Source organism: Microbacterium sp. KRD172, from assembly GCF_017168295.1.
Lineage (GTDB): Bacteria > Actinomycetota > Actinomycetes > Actinomycetales > Microbacteriaceae > Microbacterium > Microbacterium profundi.
In genome coordinates, this window is the sequence record NZ_JABFAS010000002.1 from 570,548 (window position 1) to 587,973 (window position 17,426).

Below are 17,426 nucleotides of genomic sequence, written 5' to 3' on the forward strand. Positions count from 1 at the left end.
ACTGACATTCCGCACGCCGTTCCCCGTTCACTGGTTCCTGTTCCTTGACAGTCCAGAAACCTATACGAGAGAACGGCGTGCGCCCGTTCAAACCCGCCCAAACACCCACGGATACGTCACAAGAGCCGCTATCTCTCCAAATATCGATGGCTCCTCGTCGGCGTCCTGGTCTTCCAGTTCGCCAGCGCCCTCGCCACCCTCTACCTGCCGCGCCTGAACGCCGACATCATCAACAACGGCGTCGCCCAGGCCGACACCGGCTACATCTGGCGCACCGGCGGATTCATGCTCGTGGTGTCACTCGGTCAGATCGTCTGCTCGATCGTCGCCACCTACTTCGCTGCCAAGGCGGCGATGAGCGTCGGACGCGACATCCGTGCCGACGTCTTCTCCCGCGTGAACGGTTTCTCCGAACGCGAGGTGTCGCAGTTCGGCGCAGGCTCGCTGATCACCCGTAACACGAACGATGTGCAGCAGGTGCAGATGCTGGCGATGATGGGGGCGACGATGTTCGTCACCGCCCCGTTGCTCGCGATCGGCGGAATCATCATGGCCGTGCAGCAGGACGTCGGGCTCAGCTGGCTGATCGCCGTCTCTGTGCCGGCACTGCTGATCGTCGCCGTGCTCATCATCGGTCGCATGGTTCCACTGTTCCGTCGCAACCAGAAGCAGCTCGATGCGATCAACCGTGTGATGCGCGAACAGCTCACGGGCGTCAGGGTGGTGCGCGCCTTCGTTCGCGAACCGATCGAAGAAGCGCGCTTCCGCGAGACGAACACCGAGCTGATGATCCTCGGACGCAAGATCGGCTCGCTCTTCGTGCTGCTCTTCCCCTTGTTCATGCTGATCCTCAACGTCACCGTCGTCGGAGTGATCTGGTTCGGCGGCATCGAGATCAATGCGGGCAACGTCGAGGTCGGCACCCTGTTCGCGTTCATGCAGTACATCGGCCAGATCATGATGGGCGTGATCATGTCGAGCTTCATGGCGATGATGATCCCGCGCGCGGCCGTTTCGGCCGAGCGCGTCGGCGAAGTGCTCGACGCCGAGTCGAGCATGCACCGTCCGGACGACGGCGTCGCCGACTTCAGCGCGCCTGGCACGGTCATTCTCGAAGACGTCGAGTTCACATACCCCGGAGCCGACGCCCCGGTGCTGTCCGGCGTCTCCTTCGGTGCTGACAAGGGTGAGACGGTCGCGATCGTCGGCTCCACCGGTGCCGGCAAGACCACGCTCGTCTCATTGATCCCGAGACTGTTCGACGTCACGGGCGGCGCAGTGCGCGTCAACGGGACTGATGTGCGTGAAGCCGACGTCGACGCGCTGTGGAAGACCATCGGCCTGGTGCCGCAACGACCGTTCCTGTTCACCGGAACAGTGGCGTCGAACCTGCGCTACGGCCGCGAGGAGGCCACGGACGAAGAGCTGTGGCATGCGCTCGAGATCGCACAGGGTCGCGACTTCGTCGAGGAGATGCCTGATGGCCTCGAGTCGCGCATCGCCCAGGGCGGCACGAACGTCTCCGGCGGGCAGCGCCAGCGTCTCGCGATCGCCAGAGCGATCGTGCACCAGCCGGACATCCTCATCTTCGACGACTCGTTCTCGGCACTCGACCTCACGACGGACGCGAGGCTGAGACAGGCCCTGTGGCGTGAACTGCCAGAGGTGACGAAGATCGTCGTCGCGCAGCGCGTCTCGAGCATCATGGACGCCGATCGCATCGTGGTCCTCGATGGCGGCACCATGGTCGGCGTCGGCACGCATGACGAGCTGCTCGCCACCAATGACACCTATCGAGAGATCGTCGAATCGCAGCTGGGGGTGGACGCATGAGTTCGCGAGACAAGTCGGTCACTGAGCCTGTCGAAGTGTCAGTGACCGGGCTCACCGCAGAAGAGCAGTATGAAGCCGAGCTCGCCGACGCGGCGCGTCTGGATGCCGGAGGGTGGGACGCCCCCGCCCCTGGCAAGGCCGACAACTTCGGCAAGAGCTTCGGCCGGATGATCGGTCTGCTGAAGCCCTCCGCACTCTGGTTCGTCTTCGTGTCGATCCTCGGTGCGATCGGAGTCGTGCTGACTGTCGCTGCACCGAAGGTGCTGGGCGAGGCCACCAACATCATCTACGAGGGCTTCATCTCGAAGACGCTCGGAGACAGCGGCGTTCCTGCCGGTACATCGCAGGAGCAGGTCATCGAGCTCCTGCGGTCGCAGGGTCAAGATGACTTCGCGAACATGGTCGCGGCATTCACCGACTTCCAGGTCGGCGCGGGCATCGACTTCGAGCGACTGCGTTGGATCATCGTCGCCGTGCTCGCGATCTACGTCGGCGCCGCATTGCTGACCTGGATCCAGGGCTACGTCATCAACGTCATCATGGTGCGAACGATGTGGCGCCTGCGTGAATCGGTCGAAGCGAAGATCAACCGTCTGCCGCTGTCGTACTTCGACAAGGTGCAGCGCGGAGAGCTGATCTCGCGTGTCACGAACGACATCGACAACATCACCACCGCGATGCAGCAGTCCCTCTCGGGTGCACTGACATCGGTGCTCACCGTCGTCGGCGTGCTGGTGATGATGTTCTCCATCTCGTGGCAGCTGGCCCTCGTGGCCCTCGTCGCGTTGCCCCTCATGGGCGTCATCTTCGGCGTCATCGGTCCGCGCTCGCAGAAGGCCTTCGGCTCGCAGTGGCGCAAGGTCGGTCGCCTGAACGCATGGGTGGAGGAGGCGTTCTCCGGTCACGCGCTGGTGAAGGTCTACGGCCGTGAGAAGGATGCACTCGACAAGTTCCAGGTCGAGAACGAAGAGCTGTTCCAGGCGAGCTTCAAGGCGCAGTTCCTGTCAGGCATCATCATGCCCGCCATGACCTTCGTCGGCAGCCTGACCTATGTCGGCATCGCCGTTCTCGGAGGCCTGATGGTCGCGAGCGGTCAGCTTCGCCTCGGCGACGTGCAGGCGTTCATCCAGTACTCGCAGCAGTTCACGCAGCCGCTGAGCGAGCTGGGCGGCATGGCGGCCGTGGTGCAGTCCGGCACCGCTTCGGCCGAGCGGGTGTTCGACTTCCTCGACGCCGATGAGCAGGACCCTGACGCCGCGGATGCACCCGCCCTCGTCGAGGGCAAGGGTGTCATCGAGTTCGAGAACGTCTCGTTCTCGTATACGCCGGAGCGTCCGCTCATCAACGACCTGTCGTTCCGAGTGGAGCCGGGTCAGACGGTCGCGATCGTGGGGCCGACCGGTGCAGGCAAGACGACGCTGGTGAACCTCATCATGCGCTTCTACGAGCTCAGCGGCGGCCGCATCCTGCTCGACGGTCAGGACATCTCCAAGGCGACCCGGTCCGAGCTGCGCTCGCGCACCGGAATGGTGCTGCAGGACCCGTGGCTCTTCGCCGGTTCCATCCTGGAGAACATCAGGTACGGCCGTGCGTCGGCGACCGATGAAGAGGTGCTGGAGGCGGCGAAGGCGACCTACGTCGACCGCTTCGTGCATGCGCTTCCCGACGGCTACGAGACGGTCCTCGAAGAAGATGCGGCGAACGTCTCGGCCGGCGAGCGTCAGCTCATCACGATCGCGCGAGCGTTCGTGGCGAAGCCGTCGATCCTCATCCTCGACGAGGCGACGAGCGCCGTCGACACCCGCACCGAGCTGCTGCTGCAGCACGCGATGGCAGCGCTGCGACAGGGACGCACCTCGTTCGTGATCGCGCACCGCCTGTCGACCATCCGCGACGCCGACCTCATCCTCGTGATGGAGCACGGCGACATCGTGGAGAAGGGCTCGCACGATGAGCTCATCGCCGCGCAGGGTGCGTACTGGCGGCTGTACCAGTCGCAGTTCGAGCAGGCCGCGACCGACATCGATGCCGAGGAGGCCATGACCGGCACGACCCCCGTGGTCGTCACCGGGGATGCCGAGCCGGACGCCGTTCCAGCAGGCGTGGCCGATGTCGACGCCGAGGAGTCGACGGGCCTCTGATCTCGGTGTTGTGGCCGGCTGCGTGTCAGTCGGCCACGACCCCGAGAAGTTCGAGCGGGTGCGTCAGACGCCACCACGGACTCGGGCCGGGCAGCGCATCTGAGAACGATACGCCGATCTCGACGGCATCCAGCGGGCCGCTCACGCTGAGCGTGCCCGCCTCGTCGCCGGCGTCACGCTGCTCGCCGAGAGCGAGCGTCGCGCCGGCGCTGGCGGCAGCCCCGTTCCACAGCAGCACCGTCGCGTCTTCGTCCGTGACGAGATCGACGTTCGCACCCCACAGCGTGTCGACCGTGCCGACGACCGTCCCGGCCGGAACCGCAGGTGCCATGGTCTCGAGTGCGGTCTCGGCATCGGCGAACAGGGAACGGGTCACGGCGAGACGCTCCTCGTCATCGCCCTGATTCAGCACGGCGGCGTAGAGGCGCACGGTCGTGTCGCCGATCGTGACGTCCTTCGCGGTGAGTACGCTCCACCCTTCGAGCGTGCCCGTCTTGATGCCCACGACACCGGGGTCCGCGAGCATGCCGTTCGTGTTCGTGACGACGCCGGCACCGGGGATCTCGGCGCTGGCGGTGCCGACGATCTCTGCGAACACGGGATTCTGCATCGCGCGCTCGCCCAATTGCAAGAGCGCAACAGGTGTGGCGACGTTGCCCTCATCGAAGCCCGACGGTGTCACGATCGTGATGCCGGAGAGCCCGCGGTCGGCAAGCCACGTCGCCGCGGCGTCCGCGAAGCTGGCATCTGAGCCCCAGATGTCGCGGGCCAGGCGATCGACGTAGTTGTTCGCCGAACCGAGCAGCGTTCCCTGCAGCATCTGGTACTCGGTGAGCACTCCGCCGACCGGCACGTCCAGCGCCGACTGATCTGCACGGCGGTAGTCCCAGTACTCGACGTTGTCGCTGTAGCTGAACGCGAACTCGGGTCCCTGTTCACCGAGCTGAAGCGGCATCCGATCCAGCACCATCAGGGCTGTGACCACCTTCGTCACGCTGGCGATCGAAACGGCATCCGCAGAGGACGCCACCGATGAGATCCCTGCGATCCCTACGCCCGCGCTGCCGGCGGCCGGCCACGCGGGAGCCGCGACCTGCGCGGCGACCGTCTCGAACTCGGCGGCCTCGACGATCGGGGGCACCTCGTGCAGTGGCCACAGGAGCACGGTCGCCGCATACGCCAGCACCAGGGCGGCGACGGCGCCGATCGGCACCAGCCAGCGCGCCCGCAGCAGCGTCGGGTGCAGTCGCGCATCGGCAAGCAGATCCGGACCGGCCTCTCGCATCGTTATCTGATCGAGATCGGCAGGTCGGGTGCTCTCTTCCACGGTGTCGACATCGAGCCAGGCGAAGGCGGTCGCCGTCTGGCTCTCGTCGGCCCACCGCACCGTGGAAGCGGCGGATGCCGCGGGTTCGTCGAGATCGATGTCGGCATCCGACGCAGCCGCCGCGTCGACGTCATCGACCGAGAAGTCTGCGGGAACGGGCGCGATCGTCTGCTCGTGCGCGGTTTCCCGGGCATCCTCAGCGGACTCGAGGTCGACAGCATCCGGATCTGATGCGTTCGCGTCGTCGTTGAAGGGCGGGGCCGGCGGGCTCACGGTGTCGGTCGCGCCGGTGGCCGCGCGAAACTCACGCCGGGTGAGAGCCCCGGTCTCGGGCGTCGCGTCTTCAATGGTCACCTGTTCACGCTACCGAATCCGGTGCCATGCCGCGCGTGCGCGCCGTCCACGGATCGTCGCCGGTGCGCGTCGGTGCGGGTGTTCTGGAACCTGAGTATGATCGTCAGCACAACCACGGGAGTCCGGCGAGCCGGGCTGAGAGGGAGCGACAAGCGCTTCGACCGTCGAACCTGATCTGGGTCATGCCAGCGCAGGGAGGAGTTCAAATGAGCACGTCTACACGCACGCCCAATGCCACATCCACCGGCACCGGCGCGAATCCCTGGCGCTGGCGCGTCGTCGACATCGTCGTCGCCGCAGTGCTCGGCGTCGCGGTCGGTCTGCTCTTCTGGGGATGGAATGTCGTCGGCGGCGCCTGGTTCGGCGCTGCGGATGCCGTGACACCGGGGCTCGGCGGCGTCGCGGTCGGCATCTGGCTGATCGGTGGCGTCATCGGCGGCCTCGTGATCCGCAAGCCGGGCGCAGCCCTCGTCGTCGAGGTGGTCGCCGCGATCGTCTCGATGCTCATCGGCAACGTCTGGGGCGTCTCGACGGTTCTGTCCGGCCTCGTGCAGGGCCTCGGCGCCGAGCTCATCTTCGCGCTGTTCCTGTACCGCCGGTTCGGGCTCGGTGTCGCAGCCCTCGCCGGTGTCGGCGCTGGCGTCGCCGCCTGGGTGTTCGAGCTGTTCTACGGCGGCTCACCGAACATCCTCAAGTCCCTCGAGTTCAACACGATCTACCTCGTATGCGTCGCCGTGTCCGGCGCGATCCTCGCCGGAGTCGTCGGCTGGCTGCTCGTGCGCGCGCTGGCGAAGACCGGAGCGCTCAGCCGCTTCGCCGCGGGCAGAGAACTCGCGCGCGAGGTCTGAGCATGACCGATGCCACCCCGGCCCGCGTGCAGGCTGCGGGCTGGGGCTGGCGCTACGCGGGGCGCAAGCGTCCCGCCGTCAGCGACGTCTCCTTCGCGATCGAGCCCGGCGAGCGCGTGCTGCTGCTCGGTGCATCCGGTGCGGGCAAGTCGACCATGCTCGCCGGGCTCGCGGGGGTGCTCGGCGACGCTGACGAGGGTGAGCGCACCGGGTCGCTGCTGATCGATGGCGCGGCTCCCGAGTCACGTCGAGGGCAGGCGGGCCTCGTCATGCAGGACCCGGATGCCGGCATCGTGCTGTCGAAGGTCGGCGACGATGTCGCATTCGGATGCGAGAATCTCGGCATTCCGGCATCCGATATCCCCGCGCGCGTGGCCGAGGCGCTCGAGGCCGTGGGCCTGGAGGTGCCGCTGCGTCGCCCTACTGAAGCACTCTCCGGCGGGCAGAAGCAGCGTCTGGTGCTCGCCGGTGTGCTGGCCATGCGGCCGGGACTGCTGCTGCTCGACGAGCCCACCGCGAACCTCGACCCTGAAGGAGTCGCGGAGGTGCGGGCGAGCGTCGAGCGGGTCGTCGATGCCACCGGCGCGACGCTGATCGTCGTCGAACATCGCACGCCGGTCTGGGTGGGACTGATGACCCGTGTCATCGTCCTCGCCGCCGACGGCGGCCTTCTCGCGGACGGCTCGCCCGCGCAGGTGTTCGCCGAGCATGGGCCAGCGCTGGCGGACGCCGGAGTGTGGGTGCCCGATCAGCCCCTCGAACTGCCGGTGCTTCCCGCGGCACCGGATGCGGCCGAGTCCGTTCTCTCCGCGACCGGACTCGCGATCGCGCGTACGTCGCGAACCGTCGTCCGGTCCGGGCTCGACGTTCGCGTGCCGCGCGGGAATGCGACCGTGATCACCGGCCCGAACGGCGTCGGCAAGTCGACGCTCGCGCTCACGCTCGCCGGTCTCATCCCGGAGCAGGACGGTGAGGTCGTCGCAGCCTCGCCTCTTGCGGGACGCGGCGGGCGCCGGCCGTTCCGGTGGACGTCTCGCGAGCTGCTCACGCGCATCGGCACGGTCTTCCAGGAGCCGGAGCACCAGTTCCTCACCCAGACACTGCATGACGAACTCAGCGTCGGACCGAAGGCGTTGGGTTGGGATGCCGCGCGCACCGCGTCCGTCGTCGACGCGCTGCTCGAGCGACTGCACCTGTCGGATCTCGCTCTCGCGAACCCGTTCACCCTGTCGGGTGGGCAGAAGCGTCGGCTGTCCGTCGCGACGGTGCTCGCGGCATCCCCCGAGGTGATCGTGCTCGACGAGCCGACCTTCGGTCAGGATCGGCGAGGCTGGATCGAGCTGGTCGCGCTGTTGCAGGAGGAGATCGCATCGGGCACCTCGGTCGTCGCCGTGACGCACGATGCGGGCGTGATCCGTCACCTCGGTGGGCATCGGATCGTGCTGGAGCAGGCCTCGTGAGCACAGGCGTCGAAATCGAGGAGAAGGTGCGCGGCGCGTGGCTCGACGGCGTGAATCCCGTGACGAAGCTGGTGCTCGCGCTGCTGCTGTCCGTGCCGCTGTTCGCGTCGATCGACGTCGTGAGCGGGCTCGTCGCGATCGGGCTGCAGCTATTGTGCCTGCCGCTCACCGGTCTGCGATGGGGCACTGTGTTGAAGCGTCTGCTTCCGCTTGTGATCTTCGCGCCGGTCGCCGGGCTCAGCATGCTGCTGTACGCGGAACCGGCCGGACGCATCTACTGGAGCTTCGGCTTCGCGACCATCAGTGAGGACTCCGTCAGCCTCGCGATCGCGGTGAGCCTGCGCGTCTTGGCGCTGGGGCTGCCGACGATCCTGCTGTTCGGCCGCACCGACCCGACCGAGCTGGCGGATGCTCTCGCGCAGGTCGCGAAGCTGCCCAGCCGGTTCGTGCTCGGCGTGCTCGCAGGCACCCGGATGCTGGGGCTGTTCCTCGACGACTGGCGCACGATGGGTCTCGCCCGCCGTGCACGCGGCGTCGGCGATCGAGGTGCGCTGAGGCGGTTCTTCTCGATGGCATTCGTGCTGCTCGTCTTCGCGGTGCGCCGCGGCACGAAGCTGGCGATGGCGATGGAGGCGCGCGGGTTCGGATCCGGCATCCAGCGCACCTGGTCCCGGCCGTCGCAGCTGCACGCGCGCGACGGCGTCGCGCTGCTCGGTGGCGCGGTGATCATGGCGCTCGCGCTCGCCGCGGCCGTGGCGCTGGGCACGTTCCGGTTCGTCTGGAGCTGAGACTCGCTTCCACGACCATCGCCCGCCGTGTCGTCATCCTCGAACATGATCGGATGAGCCGTCACGTCGCATTCCACATGTCGCGGTAGTACGCCAGTCGCTCGCGGTCGGGCTCGATGCCGTACGCCTCGATCAGCGCTTCGTCCCACCCGGGGCCGTAGTTCCACGTCGTGCTCATGGATGCCACCGCGATGTCGGCCCAGCGGTCGGCGGTGCCGAGTGCGGCGAGGTCGACGTGCGCGCGCCAGCGCCCGTCGGCGTCGAGCAGGGTGTTGGGCACGCACGCGTCGCCATGGCAGACGACGAGGCGATCGACGGCCGGGGCCTTGTGCAGCGCTTCGGGTATGCGGATGCCGCGTGCTTCGGCATTCGCGATTCGGGCGGGTACGCCCCAGCTCCATGCGCATTCGCCGGTCGGCAGTGCATCGTGCAGTGCTCGCAGACCCTCCCCGACGGCTCTCACAGCCGTTGCGGGCTCGGCGATCCAACGGGCCACGACAGCGCTTTCGCCGGCAATGGCGACCGTGACAAGCCACTCGTGGGTGGCATCCTCTCCCTGTTCGATGACCTCTGGCACCGGGGTCCACCGGGAGGCCCAGCGCATGCGCTCCGCCTCGTCGCGCATGTTCGCCTCGGCATCGAGGGGACCGTACTTGATGAAGCGCCCATCGTCGGTGCGGTACGTGAGTCCGCCGATGTTGTTGTGCCACACGGGCGCGAGCGCCGCGCGCCCCGCGAGCTCGCGCACCCGCCGCGGCACTTCGATGTGCGCGGAGGGGATGCTCACAGCAGTTCGCTCAGTGCCTGCTCGAGCACGACCGCGTGGTTGCGCTCCTCGTCATGGGCGGCATAGACGAGGGTGACGAGGTCGTGCTGCTTCAGTTCGGCTGCGAGCTCTTCGAGTGCGGGTGCGGTCTCATTTTCCAGTTCCGCGCGATAGCGGTCGGCGTATACGCCCCAGTCATCGTCGGATGCTGCGTGCCAGGCCTTGCGCAGTTCGGGGCTGGGAGCGGTGTCCTTGGCCCACAGATCGATCTCGGTCCGTTCCTTCGCCAGGCCTCGCGGCCACAGCCGGTCCACCAGCACGCGGAAACCGTCAGCCGCCTCGGCGTTGTCGTAGGCTCGCTTGCGACGCAGTTGCATACCCTCCACCCAACACCTGTTCGCATCGCGATGCCAGCATGGAACTGAGAACTGCGTATGCTGGAACTGAGTTGCACACTCGTTCGAAGGAGAACACATGCACGTCCAGGGATCCGGAGCACTTATCACGGGCGGCGCGTCAGGCCTCGGCCTCGCCACCGCCCGCGCGCTCGCCGCAGCCGGCGCGCACGTGACGCTGCTCGATCTTCCTTCATCTCAGGGCGCTGAGCTGGCCGCAGAGCTGGGCGGCACGTTCGCCGCTGGCGATGTCACAAGCCCCGCGGATGCCGCGTCCGCCGCCGCATCCGCGAACGCAGCGGCTCCGCTGCGCATCGTCGTGAACTGCGCCGGCATCGCCCCGCCCGCGAAGGTGCTCGATCGCGACGGCAAGCCCGCCGTGCTCGTGGACTTCGAACGCGTGATCCGCATCAACCTCGTGGGCACGTTCAACGTCATCTCGCAGGCATCCGCCGTGATCGCGAAGAACGGCCCTTCGACCGGCTCAGGGACCGATGACTCCGGCGATCGCGGCGTCATCATCAACACCGCATCCGTCGCCGCGTTCGACGGACAGATCGGCCAGCCCGCGTATGCAGCGTCGAAGGGCGGCGTGCATGCCATGACGCTGCCGATCGCGCGCGAGCTCGCCCGTCACAGCATCCGTGTGTGCACGATCGCGCCCGGCATCATGGAGACGCCGATGCTCGCCGGTCTCCCCGAAGCCGCGCAGGATTCTCTCGGGCAGCAGGTGCCGTATCCCGCACGACTCGGCCGCCCTGCCGAGTACGCGGCACTGGCCATGAGCATCATCGAGAACGACTATCTCAATGGCGAGACGATCCGCCTGGACGGCGCGATCCGGATGGCACCGAAGTAGACCTGAACGCAGAAGAAGGAGCAGCATGAGCAACCTCGCAGGCAAGACGATCCTGATGTCGGGCGGCAGCCGCGGCATCGGTCTGGCGATCGCGCTGCGCGCGGCGGCGGACGGCGCGAACATCGCGATGCTCGCCAAGACAGACACCCCGCATCCGAAGCTCGAGGGCACGATCCACACGGCCGCCGAGCAGATCCGTGCGGCCGGTGGCAACGCTCTGCCGATCGTCGGTGACGTGCGCGAGGACGATGACATCACCGAGGCCGTCATGAAGACGCAGGGCGAGTTCGGCGGCATCGACATCGTGCTCAACAACGCGAGCGTGATCGATCTCTCGCGCTCGCTCGATCTCGGTGCGAAGAAGTACGACCTGATGCAGGACGTCAATGTGCGCGGTACGTTCATGCTTTCGCGCGCGGCGATCCCGCAGCTGCGCGAGTCGTCGAACCCGCACATCCTGTCGCTGTCGCCGCCGCTCAACCCGACGCCGAAGTGGCTCGGCGCGCACGCCGGTTACTCGCTGGCGAAGTTCGGCATGACCATGGTGACGCTCGGCCTCGCGGCGGAGTTCGCCTCGGACGGCATCGCGGCCAACACGCTGTGGCCGCGAACGACGATCGCGACCGCTGCGGTGCAGAATCTGCTCGGCGGCGACAAGGTGATGGCCGCGAGTCGCACGCCCCAGATCTATGCGGATGCCGCATATGCCGTGCTCACGAAGACCGCTGCCGAGTACACCGGGCAGAGCCTGATCGTGGAGGACGTGCTGGAGGCCGACGGTGTGACCGACTTCTCCGGCTACGCCGCAGTGCCCGGTACGCCCGACGACCGGCTCTTCCCCGACATCTTCCTCGGCTGACGCGATGGGTCTCACCCTTCGACAGGCTCAGGGATCGGCCTTTTCCGGTCACTGAGCCTGTCGAAGTGTCTTTTCCGGTCACTGAGCCTGTCGAGGTGTCCGGACAGAGTCGGCATTTCCGGTCACTGAGCCTGTCGAAGTGTCCGGACAGAGTCGGCATTTCCGGTCACTGAGCCTGTCGAAGTGTCCGGACACATCGCTCAGAACAGCAGGTATACGGCGCCGACGATCGTGAGGGTGATCACGATCCAGTCGAACACCTGCTGCTTCATCCGGCGCGCCACGCGCACCCCGACGAGCGCGCCGACGACGACGAGCGGAACCAGCACAGCATCCATCAGCAGCACCTGGCCGTCGAACAGGCCGATGCCTGCGAGGAAGGGCACCTTCACGAGGTTCACGATCGCGAAGAACCACGCCGATGTTCCGAGGAAGACCTGCACCGGGGTGCGCATCGCGAGGAAGTACATCGACATCACCGGGCCCGCCGCATTCGCGACCATGGTCGTGAATCCGGCCAGCGCTCCATAGGTCGACGCCACCACGACGCCGTGCTCGGCGGGCGCAGCATCCGTCTTCCGCTGGCGCCACCGGCGCCACAGCGTGACCGCGATCATCGCGAGCAGGATCACCCCGATCGCGCGGCGCACGATGTCGTCATCTCCGAGCGCGAGGAAGGCGAACCCTGCCACGAGGCCCGCGATCACGGCCGGCGCCAGCCGCAGCAGGGTCGGCCAGTGCGCGTGCCGTCGATAGGCGATCAGGGCGAACATGTCGCCGACGATCAGCAGGAGCAGCAGCGCCGCGGTCGATGTGCGCGCCGGGAGCACAGCGGCGAAAAGCGCGACGGGCAGGATGCCGCCACCGGGGATCGCGGTCTTCGCGAGGCCGATCGTGAGTGCGGCGAGTGCCAGGACGGCCCACGCCCAGGGGAGGAGGTCGGGCACGCTCAGCCGCGTAGGGCGGCGAACGCTGCCGCGAACGCCTCGGCTCGCGTCGTGAGGTCCACCCAGTCGCCGGCCTTGATCGATGCGGAGTTCGCGAGGTCGCCACCCGCTCCGGCAGCCACCGCGCCCGCGGCGAACCACTCGGCGAGGTTGTCCGGCTTCACGCCACCGGTGGGCATGAGCGGTGCATCGGGGAACGGTCCGCGCAGGGCTCCGAGGTAAGAGGGGCCGCCGAGGGACGCGGGGAAGATCTTCACGACGTCGACACCGAGCGCAAGCGCGCCCATGACCTCCGTCGGAGTCATCGCTCCCGTCATCACGACGCGTCCGGTGTCGAGCATCGCCCGGGTGAGGTCGGGTAGGGTGCCAGGGCTCACGAGGAACTCTGCTCCCGCATCTGCCGCGGCCGTCGCCTGCTCGATCGTGGTGACCGTGCCGGCGCCGATGTATGCGGCGTCGCCGTGACGTGCGATGAGTTCACGGATCACGGCAGGAGCATCCGGCGTGGAGTAGGTGACCTCGATACCGGCGATGCCGCCGCGGATGATCGCATCGGCCGCATCGAGCGCCTGCTCGGGGGAGGGAGCGCGCAGCACGGCGAGAACGCCGGTGGCACGGGCGCGGGCGAGACGGTCGGTCATGAGTGCTCCTCGATCGGTGATGCTTCCATTCTCGTGCATCCCGCAGGCTGTAGTGACAGGTCTGCCGACACGGCCACCAGCCGCTTCCCACCCGCCACCGCGTACCCTTGGAGACATGACTGAGTCCTCCCGCATCCGCTCGACGGGTCCCGCCACCTCGAAGAAGACCGGGACGGATGCCGCCCCGCAGGTGCGCCCCCGCACCGAGGGCTGGACGCAGAAGAAGGACGAGTCGGGGCGCCCGCTGCTGCAGTTCGCGAGCCCGAAGCGCGGCAAGCCGCCGGTTCACCTCGCCGACCTCACAGTCGAAGAGCGCATCGAGAAGGTCAAGGAGCTCGGCCTTCCCGGGTTCCGTGCGAAGCAGCTGTCGACGCACTACTTCACGCACTACACGTCCGACCCGGCCGAGATGACCGACCTGCCCGCCGCTCAGCGCGAGGAGCTCGTCGCCGGCATGCTGCCGCCGCTGCTCACCGAGGTGCGCCGGCTCGAGACCGACAAGGGCGACACGATCAAGTTCCTCTGGCGACTGCACGACGGTGCTCTCGTCGAGTCGGTGCTCATGCGCTACCCGGGCCGCATCACGCTGTGCGTGTCGAGCCAGGCCGGATGCGGCATGAACTGCCCGTTCTGCGCCACGGGCCAGGCGGGCCTCACACGCAACATGTCCTCCGCCGAGATCGTCGAGCAGATCGTCCGCGCGAACCGACTGATCGCCGAGGGCGGTCTCGGCGGCAAGAAGGCCGACGACCACAGCATGGAGCGCGTCTCCAACATCGTCTTCATGGGGATGGGCGAGCCGCTCGCCAACTACAAGCGCGTGATGGATGCCGTGCGCACGATGGTCGCCGAGCAGCCGCACGGCCTCGGCATGAGCGCCCGCGGCATCACGGTGTCGACGGTCGGCCTCGTCCCGGCCATCCGCAAGCTCGCCGACGAGGGCATCCCCGTCACGTTCGCGCTGTCGCTGCACGCCCCTGACGATCACCTGCGCGACGAGCTCATCCCGGTGAACTCGAAGTGGAAGGTCGACGAGGCGCTGGATGCCGCGTACGAGTACTACGAGAAGACCGGCCGTCGCGTCTCGATCGAGTACGCACTCATCAAGGACATGAACGACCACGCGTGGCGCGCCGATCTGCTGGCGGAGAAGCTCAACGCCCGTGGGCGCGGATGGGTGCACGTGAACCCGATCCCGCTGAACCCGACGCCCGAGTCGGTGTGGACGGCGTCGACCCGCGAGGTCACGAACGAGTTCGTGCGCCGCCTCAACGACGCGGGTGTCCCGACGACGCTCCGCGACACCCGCGGCAAGGAGATCGACGGCGCGTGCGGTCAGCTTGTCGCGACGACCGAGGACGAGGCCGCCTCGGCGGCGATGGCCTGAGGCATCGGCCGATCCGCGTCCCTCCGCGCATCTGACGCCCCGGTGCGCTCTGCTCCGTCGAGCCATCTCGCTATCTTGGCGTCGTCGGCACCTTGGACGCCGAGCAGGCGCTGCACCGTGAAGGGCCGGACGCCGCAGAGCTTCATCGTGCTCTTCGCGACGTGCGTGACGGCGGGGAGCCCGAGGACGGGAGCCGCGTACCACGGGGTGTCGGCGAGGAGGAGCATCCGTCCGCGTCGTCCCTTGAGCAGTCCCTCCGGGAGTCCGCGCGCGTTGTACCGGTACTCCTGCTGAGGCAGCAGGGCGCGATCGAAGAACCCCTTGAGCAGCGCCGGCACCGATCCCCACCAGAGCGGGGTCATGATGATGATCGTCTTTGCCTCCTGCATGGCCCGCTTCGCGTCTGCGAGGTCGGGCTCCAGAGGCATGCGCTGTCGATAGCCGAACCGCATGTGCGGATCGAATTCGAGGTCGCGAAGCGCGAGCAGTCGAGCATCCCCGTACCCGGTGGCGTAGCGCTGCGCGAGGGATGACGTGAGGGATTCGGCGTCCGGGTGGCCGTCGATGACGAGAGCGGAGGGCATGGGGAATTCCTATCTTGACACTGTCTAGGTTATGGACACTGTCAAGATAAGAGACAATGTTGCTCATGTCAAGTTCGAAGACCGGCTATCACCACGGTGACCTTGCGCACGCACTCGAGGTCGCGGCCATGCAGCTGCTGGAGCGGATGCCGGCCGCCGAGATCAGTCTTCGGGAAGTGGCGCGCGCAGCCGACGTGAGCCACAACGCGCCCTATCACCACTTCACCGACCGGCGAGGTCTGCTGAAGACTCTCGCCGAGCGCAGCATGACGGAACTCGTCGACACCGTTCGTCGGGGAGCAGAGGCCGGCAGCCCCCGTGCGGCGCTCGTGGAGGCGGGGGGTTCGTACATCCGCTTCGCGGCCGAGCATCCGAACTCGTTCGACGTCATCTACGATCCGACCGTCTGCGTGCCGGGTTCTCCGACCGAGACGATGGCACCACTCATCGATGAACTGGAGACGGTGCTGGCCACCGCCGCGAAGGCCGTCGGGCTCGACGAGCCTGAGGACGTCGCCGCACTCTGGGGCCTCGTGCACGGACTCGGCACGCTTTCGGCCGCCGGACATCTGACACTCGACGCCGCGCTGGCCGCGTTCGGCGCGACTGTCGATCGGCTCATCTGATCGCTGCGCGGGATCCGTTCCTGGGAGCGCCGTGCAGGGGTTTTGCACCGAGTCCACAGGCACGCTTTCCTAAGTTTGTCTGATGCCTTACTCCGCCCATCGACCGGGTCGCTTCGACTCGCAGGGTCAGATCATCCTCGACAGCGACGCGGATGCCACGACCGACGACCTCGACTTCCTGCGTGAGTTCGAGCCCACGGGTTCCGAATCCACTTCCTCCGTCGACGACGCGACGGACGCCGACCGCTCCGGTTCCGCGGACGATGAGCCCTTCATCGGCGCCACGCCGCAGCGCCCGGTGCCGACGGAGCCGGATGCCGCGCCGACGGCCGCCACGCGGGTGAAGCCCGAGCGCGCCCCGCGCGTTCGCCGCGCGCGTCGTCCCCGCACGCCGGGTTCGCGACTGCGCACCCTCGCGATCCTGGGCGGCGCCGACGGAGAGATCCTCGACCGCGTCCCCGGTGAGACCTCGCGCTTCGTGCAGATGTTCTTCGTGCTCGCCGGCACCGCCCTGGTCTCGGCGATCTCGATGCTCTTCGCGCTCACGACCGGTGTGCAGGCGATCATCTGGCTGGCGGTGCCGCTGGCGATCATCTGGGCACTCATCATCTTCAACCTCGACCGCTTCCTCACCTCGACCATGACTTCGACGAGGAACATCTGGAAGCTCATCGGGCTCGCGATCCCGCGTGTGATCATGGCCGTGATCATCGGTTTCGTCGTCGCGGAGCCGCTCGTGCTGCAGATCTTCCACAACGACATCTCCCGCGAGGTCGCCGCGACGAACATCGTCCAGGCGCAGTCCGACCAGGAGGCACTGGAGTCCGGCCCGGAGAAGCTGGCGCTGGATGCCGCATCCGAACGCGTCGCGACGCTCGAGAACCAGGCGGCCACCGGCATCGTCGCCGGCACCGACGCTTCCTCTGCGAGCGAATCCGCCGCGCAGGCGACGGTCGACGACCTGGGCGCCAAGATGACGGACCAGCAGGCCGTGATCGATCAGGCACGGGCGCTGTACCAGTGCGAGCTCACCGGCGAGGGTGCGGGCACGGTGCCCGGCTGCACCGGCGTGAACGGCGAGGGCGCGAGCTCCGACGCCGCACAGGCGCAGCTCGCCCAGGCCCAGCAGACCTACGACGCGCTCGCCGCGCAGCAGCGCGATGCGAACGAGGCTCTGGAATCCGCGGGCACCGCCGCGAAGGAGAACACCTCGGCGTCCGAGTCGCAGAACCGGGAGCAGGCGCAGACCCAGCTTCCGGCAGCGAGGGACAGTTACGACCAGGCGCTCGCCGCCTACAACGCGAGGGCGGATGCCGTGGCAGGAGGCAACGCAGGGGCCACGGGGCTGCTCAGCCAGATCAGCGGTCTGAACCGCCTCTCCGAGAAGGAGCCGGCGATCCTCTGGGCGCACTGGCTCATCGCCGCCCTGTTCTTCATGATCGAACTGCTGCCGGTGCTCGTGAAGGTTCTCACGAGCTTCGGCGAGCCGACGCTGTACGAGCGCACCGTCGCGATCCGCAAACAGGTGGCACTCGACAAGGTCACCGCCGAAGGCTTCCGCGACCGGGCTGCGATCGTGACAGAGCAGCCTGCCGCACAGGCGACCTGAGC

At 67.6% G+C, this 17,426-nt stretch carries 16 protein-coding genes and 1 riboswitch; of the genes, 10 read left to right on the forward strand and 6 right to left on the reverse strand.

Features of this window, described 5'->3' with window-relative positions:
* Positions 1-111: 111 nt before the first annotated feature.
* The gene (locus J1M43_RS03035) at positions 112-1,833 is read left to right on the forward strand and encodes an ABC transporter ATP-binding protein (protein ID WP_206477302.1); all 1,722 of its coding nucleotides are present in this window, start codon (positions 112-114) and stop codon (positions 1,831-1,833) included.
* Positions 1,830-3,974, forward strand: coding sequence for an ABC transporter ATP-binding protein (locus J1M43_RS03040; protein ID WP_084595718.1), 2,145 nt, complete (start codon positions 1,830-1,832; stop codon positions 3,972-3,974). Before J1M43_RS03035 ends, J1M43_RS03040 begins: the two co-directional genes overlap by 4 nt.
* A gap of 25 nt (positions 3,975-3,999) precedes the next feature.
* On the opposite strand, the gene J1M43_RS16635 is transcribed toward J1M43_RS03040, so the two are convergent.
* Complete coding sequence (locus J1M43_RS16635) at positions 4,000-5,655, reverse strand: D-alanyl-D-alanine carboxypeptidase family protein (RefSeq protein ID WP_206475708.1); 1,656 nt, start codon at positions 5,653-5,655, stop codon at positions 4,000-4,002.
* Between the two features lie 104 nt (positions 5,656-5,759).
* A riboswitch (TPP riboswitch) is annotated at positions 5,760-5,869 on the forward strand.
* On the opposite strand from J1M43_RS16635, the gene J1M43_RS03050 reads away from it, so the two are divergent.
* The 3 genes from J1M43_RS03050 to J1M43_RS03060 all read left to right on the forward strand — a co-directional run bounded on the left by J1M43_RS03050 (position 5,862) and on the right by J1M43_RS03060 (position 8,751).
* Positions 5,862-6,503: an ECF transporter S component gene (locus J1M43_RS03050; protein WP_033105839.1), complete on the forward strand. Its 642-nt coding sequence runs from the start codon at positions 5,862-5,864 to the stop codon at positions 6,501-6,503. Its footprint overlaps the riboswitch before it by 8 nt.
* A 2-nt stretch (positions 6,504-6,505) precedes the next feature.
* On the forward strand, positions 6,506-7,963 hold the full coding sequence (locus J1M43_RS03055; protein ID WP_084595719.1) for an ABC transporter ATP-binding protein: 1,458 nt from the start codon (positions 6,506-6,508) through the stop codon (positions 7,961-7,963).
* Positions 7,960-8,751, forward strand: coding sequence for an energy-coupling factor transporter transmembrane protein EcfT (locus J1M43_RS03060; protein WP_033105840.1), 792 nt, complete (start codon positions 7,960-7,962; stop codon positions 8,749-8,751). The genes J1M43_RS03055 and J1M43_RS03060 overlap by 4 nt, the downstream gene beginning before the upstream one ends.
* 61 nt (positions 8,752-8,812) lie before the next feature.
* Here J1M43_RS03060 and J1M43_RS03065 read toward each other — a convergent pair whose 3' ends face one another.
* Both J1M43_RS03065 and J1M43_RS03070 read right to left on the reverse strand, forming a co-directional pair.
* Positions 8,813-9,538, reverse strand: coding sequence for an aminoglycoside 3'-phosphotransferase (locus J1M43_RS03065; protein WP_033105841.1), 726 nt, complete (start codon positions 9,536-9,538; stop codon positions 8,813-8,815).
* Positions 9,535-9,894: a DUF488 domain-containing protein gene (locus J1M43_RS03070; protein WP_206475710.1), complete on the reverse strand. Its 360-nt coding sequence runs from the start codon at positions 9,892-9,894 to the stop codon at positions 9,535-9,537. The genes J1M43_RS03065 and J1M43_RS03070 overlap by 4 nt, the downstream gene beginning before the upstream one ends.
* A gap of 97 nt (positions 9,895-9,991) precedes the next feature.
* Between J1M43_RS03070 and J1M43_RS03075 the strand changes: the two genes are divergently transcribed.
* Both J1M43_RS03075 and J1M43_RS03080 read left to right on the forward strand, forming a co-directional pair.
* On the forward strand, positions 9,992-10,771 hold the full coding sequence (locus J1M43_RS03075) for an SDR family NAD(P)-dependent oxidoreductase (protein ID WP_033105843.1): 780 nt from the start codon (positions 9,992-9,994) through the stop codon (positions 10,769-10,771).
* 25 nt (positions 10,772-10,796) lie between these two features.
* A complete protein-coding gene (locus tag J1M43_RS03080) occupies positions 10,797-11,630 on the forward strand; it encodes an NAD(P)-dependent oxidoreductase (protein WP_033105844.1) in 834 nt (277 codons plus the stop codon).
* 200 nt (positions 11,631-11,830) lie between these two features.
* Here J1M43_RS03080 and J1M43_RS03085 read toward each other — a convergent pair whose 3' ends face one another.
* Together J1M43_RS03085 and J1M43_RS03090 are read right to left on the reverse strand one after the other, a co-directional pair.
* A complete protein-coding gene (locus J1M43_RS03085) occupies positions 11,831-12,577 on the reverse strand; it encodes a sulfite exporter TauE/SafE family protein (protein WP_206475712.1) in 747 nt (248 codons plus the stop codon).
* Between the two features lie 2 nt (positions 12,578-12,579).
* Entirely contained in the window at positions 12,580-13,218 is a 639-nt protein-coding gene (locus tag J1M43_RS03090; RefSeq protein WP_206475714.1) for a bifunctional 4-hydroxy-2-oxoglutarate aldolase/2-dehydro-3-deoxy-phosphogluconate aldolase, read from the reverse strand.
* Between the two features lie 115 nt (positions 13,219-13,333).
* Between J1M43_RS03090 and rlmN the strand changes: the two genes are divergently transcribed.
* Positions 13,334-14,605 (forward strand): 23S rRNA (adenine(2503)-C(2))-methyltransferase RlmN, encoded by a 1,272-nt coding sequence (gene rlmN / locus J1M43_RS03095; protein ID WP_206475716.1) that lies wholly within the window; start codon positions 13,334-13,336, stop codon positions 14,603-14,605.
* Here rlmN and J1M43_RS03100 read toward each other — a convergent pair.
* On the reverse strand, positions 14,554-15,189 hold the full coding sequence (locus tag J1M43_RS03100) for an NAD(P)H-dependent oxidoreductase (protein ID WP_206475718.1): 636 nt from the start codon (positions 15,187-15,189) through the stop codon (positions 14,554-14,556). The two genes, rlmN and J1M43_RS03100, sit on opposite strands and share 52 nt — an antisense overlap.
* Positions 15,190-15,254: 65 nt before the next feature.
* Between J1M43_RS03100 and J1M43_RS03105 the strand changes: the two genes are divergently transcribed.
* Together J1M43_RS03105 and J1M43_RS03110 are read left to right on the forward strand one after the other, a co-directional pair.
* Positions 15,255-15,815 carry a TetR/AcrR family transcriptional regulator gene (locus J1M43_RS03105; protein ID WP_206475720.1) on the forward strand — a complete coding sequence of 187 codons (561 nt, stop codon included), beginning with the start codon at positions 15,255-15,257 and terminating at the stop codon, positions 15,813-15,815.
* An 82-nt stretch (positions 15,816-15,897) separates the two neighbouring features.
* A complete protein-coding gene (locus J1M43_RS03110; RefSeq protein ID WP_206475722.1) occupies positions 15,898-17,424 on the forward strand; it encodes a DUF4407 domain-containing protein in 1,527 nt (508 codons plus the stop codon).
* Positions 17,425-17,426: the final 2 nt, after the last annotated feature.

What these genes read in the sequence shown, in the direction of transcription:
- J1M43_RS03080 (WP_033105844.1), top strand. Translation starts at nt 10,797, where the DNA reads ATGAGCAACCTCGCAGGCAAGACGATCCTGATGTCGGGCGGCAGCCGC.
- J1M43_RS03040 (WP_084595718.1), top strand. Translation starts at nt 1,830, where the DNA reads ATGAGTTCGCGAGACAAGTCGGTCACTGAGCCTGTCGAAGTGTCAGTG.
- J1M43_RS03050 (WP_033105839.1), top strand. Translation starts at nt 5,862, where the DNA reads ATGAGCACGTCTACACGCACGCCCAATGCCACATCCACCGGCACCGGC.
- J1M43_RS03075 (WP_033105843.1), top strand. Translation starts at nt 9,992, where the DNA reads ATGCACGTCCAGGGATCCGGAGCACTTATCACGGGCGGCGCGTCAGGC.
- J1M43_RS03055 (WP_084595719.1), top strand. Translation starts at nt 6,506, where the DNA reads ATGACCGATGCCACCCCGGCCCGCGTGCAGGCTGCGGGCTGGGGCTGG.
- J1M43_RS03090 (WP_206475714.1), bottom strand. Translation starts at nt 13,218, where the DNA reads ATGACCGACCGTCTCGCCCGCGCCCGTGCCACCGGCGTTCTCGCCGTG.
- rlmN (WP_206475716.1), top strand. Translation starts at nt 13,334, where the DNA reads ATGACTGAGTCCTCCCGCATCCGCTCGACGGGTCCCGCCACCTCGAAG.
- J1M43_RS03110 (WP_206475722.1), top strand. Translation starts at nt 15,898, where the DNA reads ATGCCTTACTCCGCCCATCGACCGGGTCGCTTCGACTCGCAGGGTCAG.
- J1M43_RS03070 (WP_206475710.1), bottom strand. Translation starts at nt 9,894, where the DNA reads ATGCAACTGCGTCGCAAGCGAGCCTACGACAACGCCGAGGCGGCTGAC.
- J1M43_RS03100 (WP_206475718.1), bottom strand. Translation starts at nt 15,189, where the DNA reads ATGCCCTCCGCTCTCGTCATCGACGGCCACCCGGACGCCGAATCCCTC.
- J1M43_RS03105 (WP_206475720.1), top strand. Translation starts at nt 15,255, where the DNA reads ATGTCAAGTTCGAAGACCGGCTATCACCACGGTGACCTTGCGCACGCA.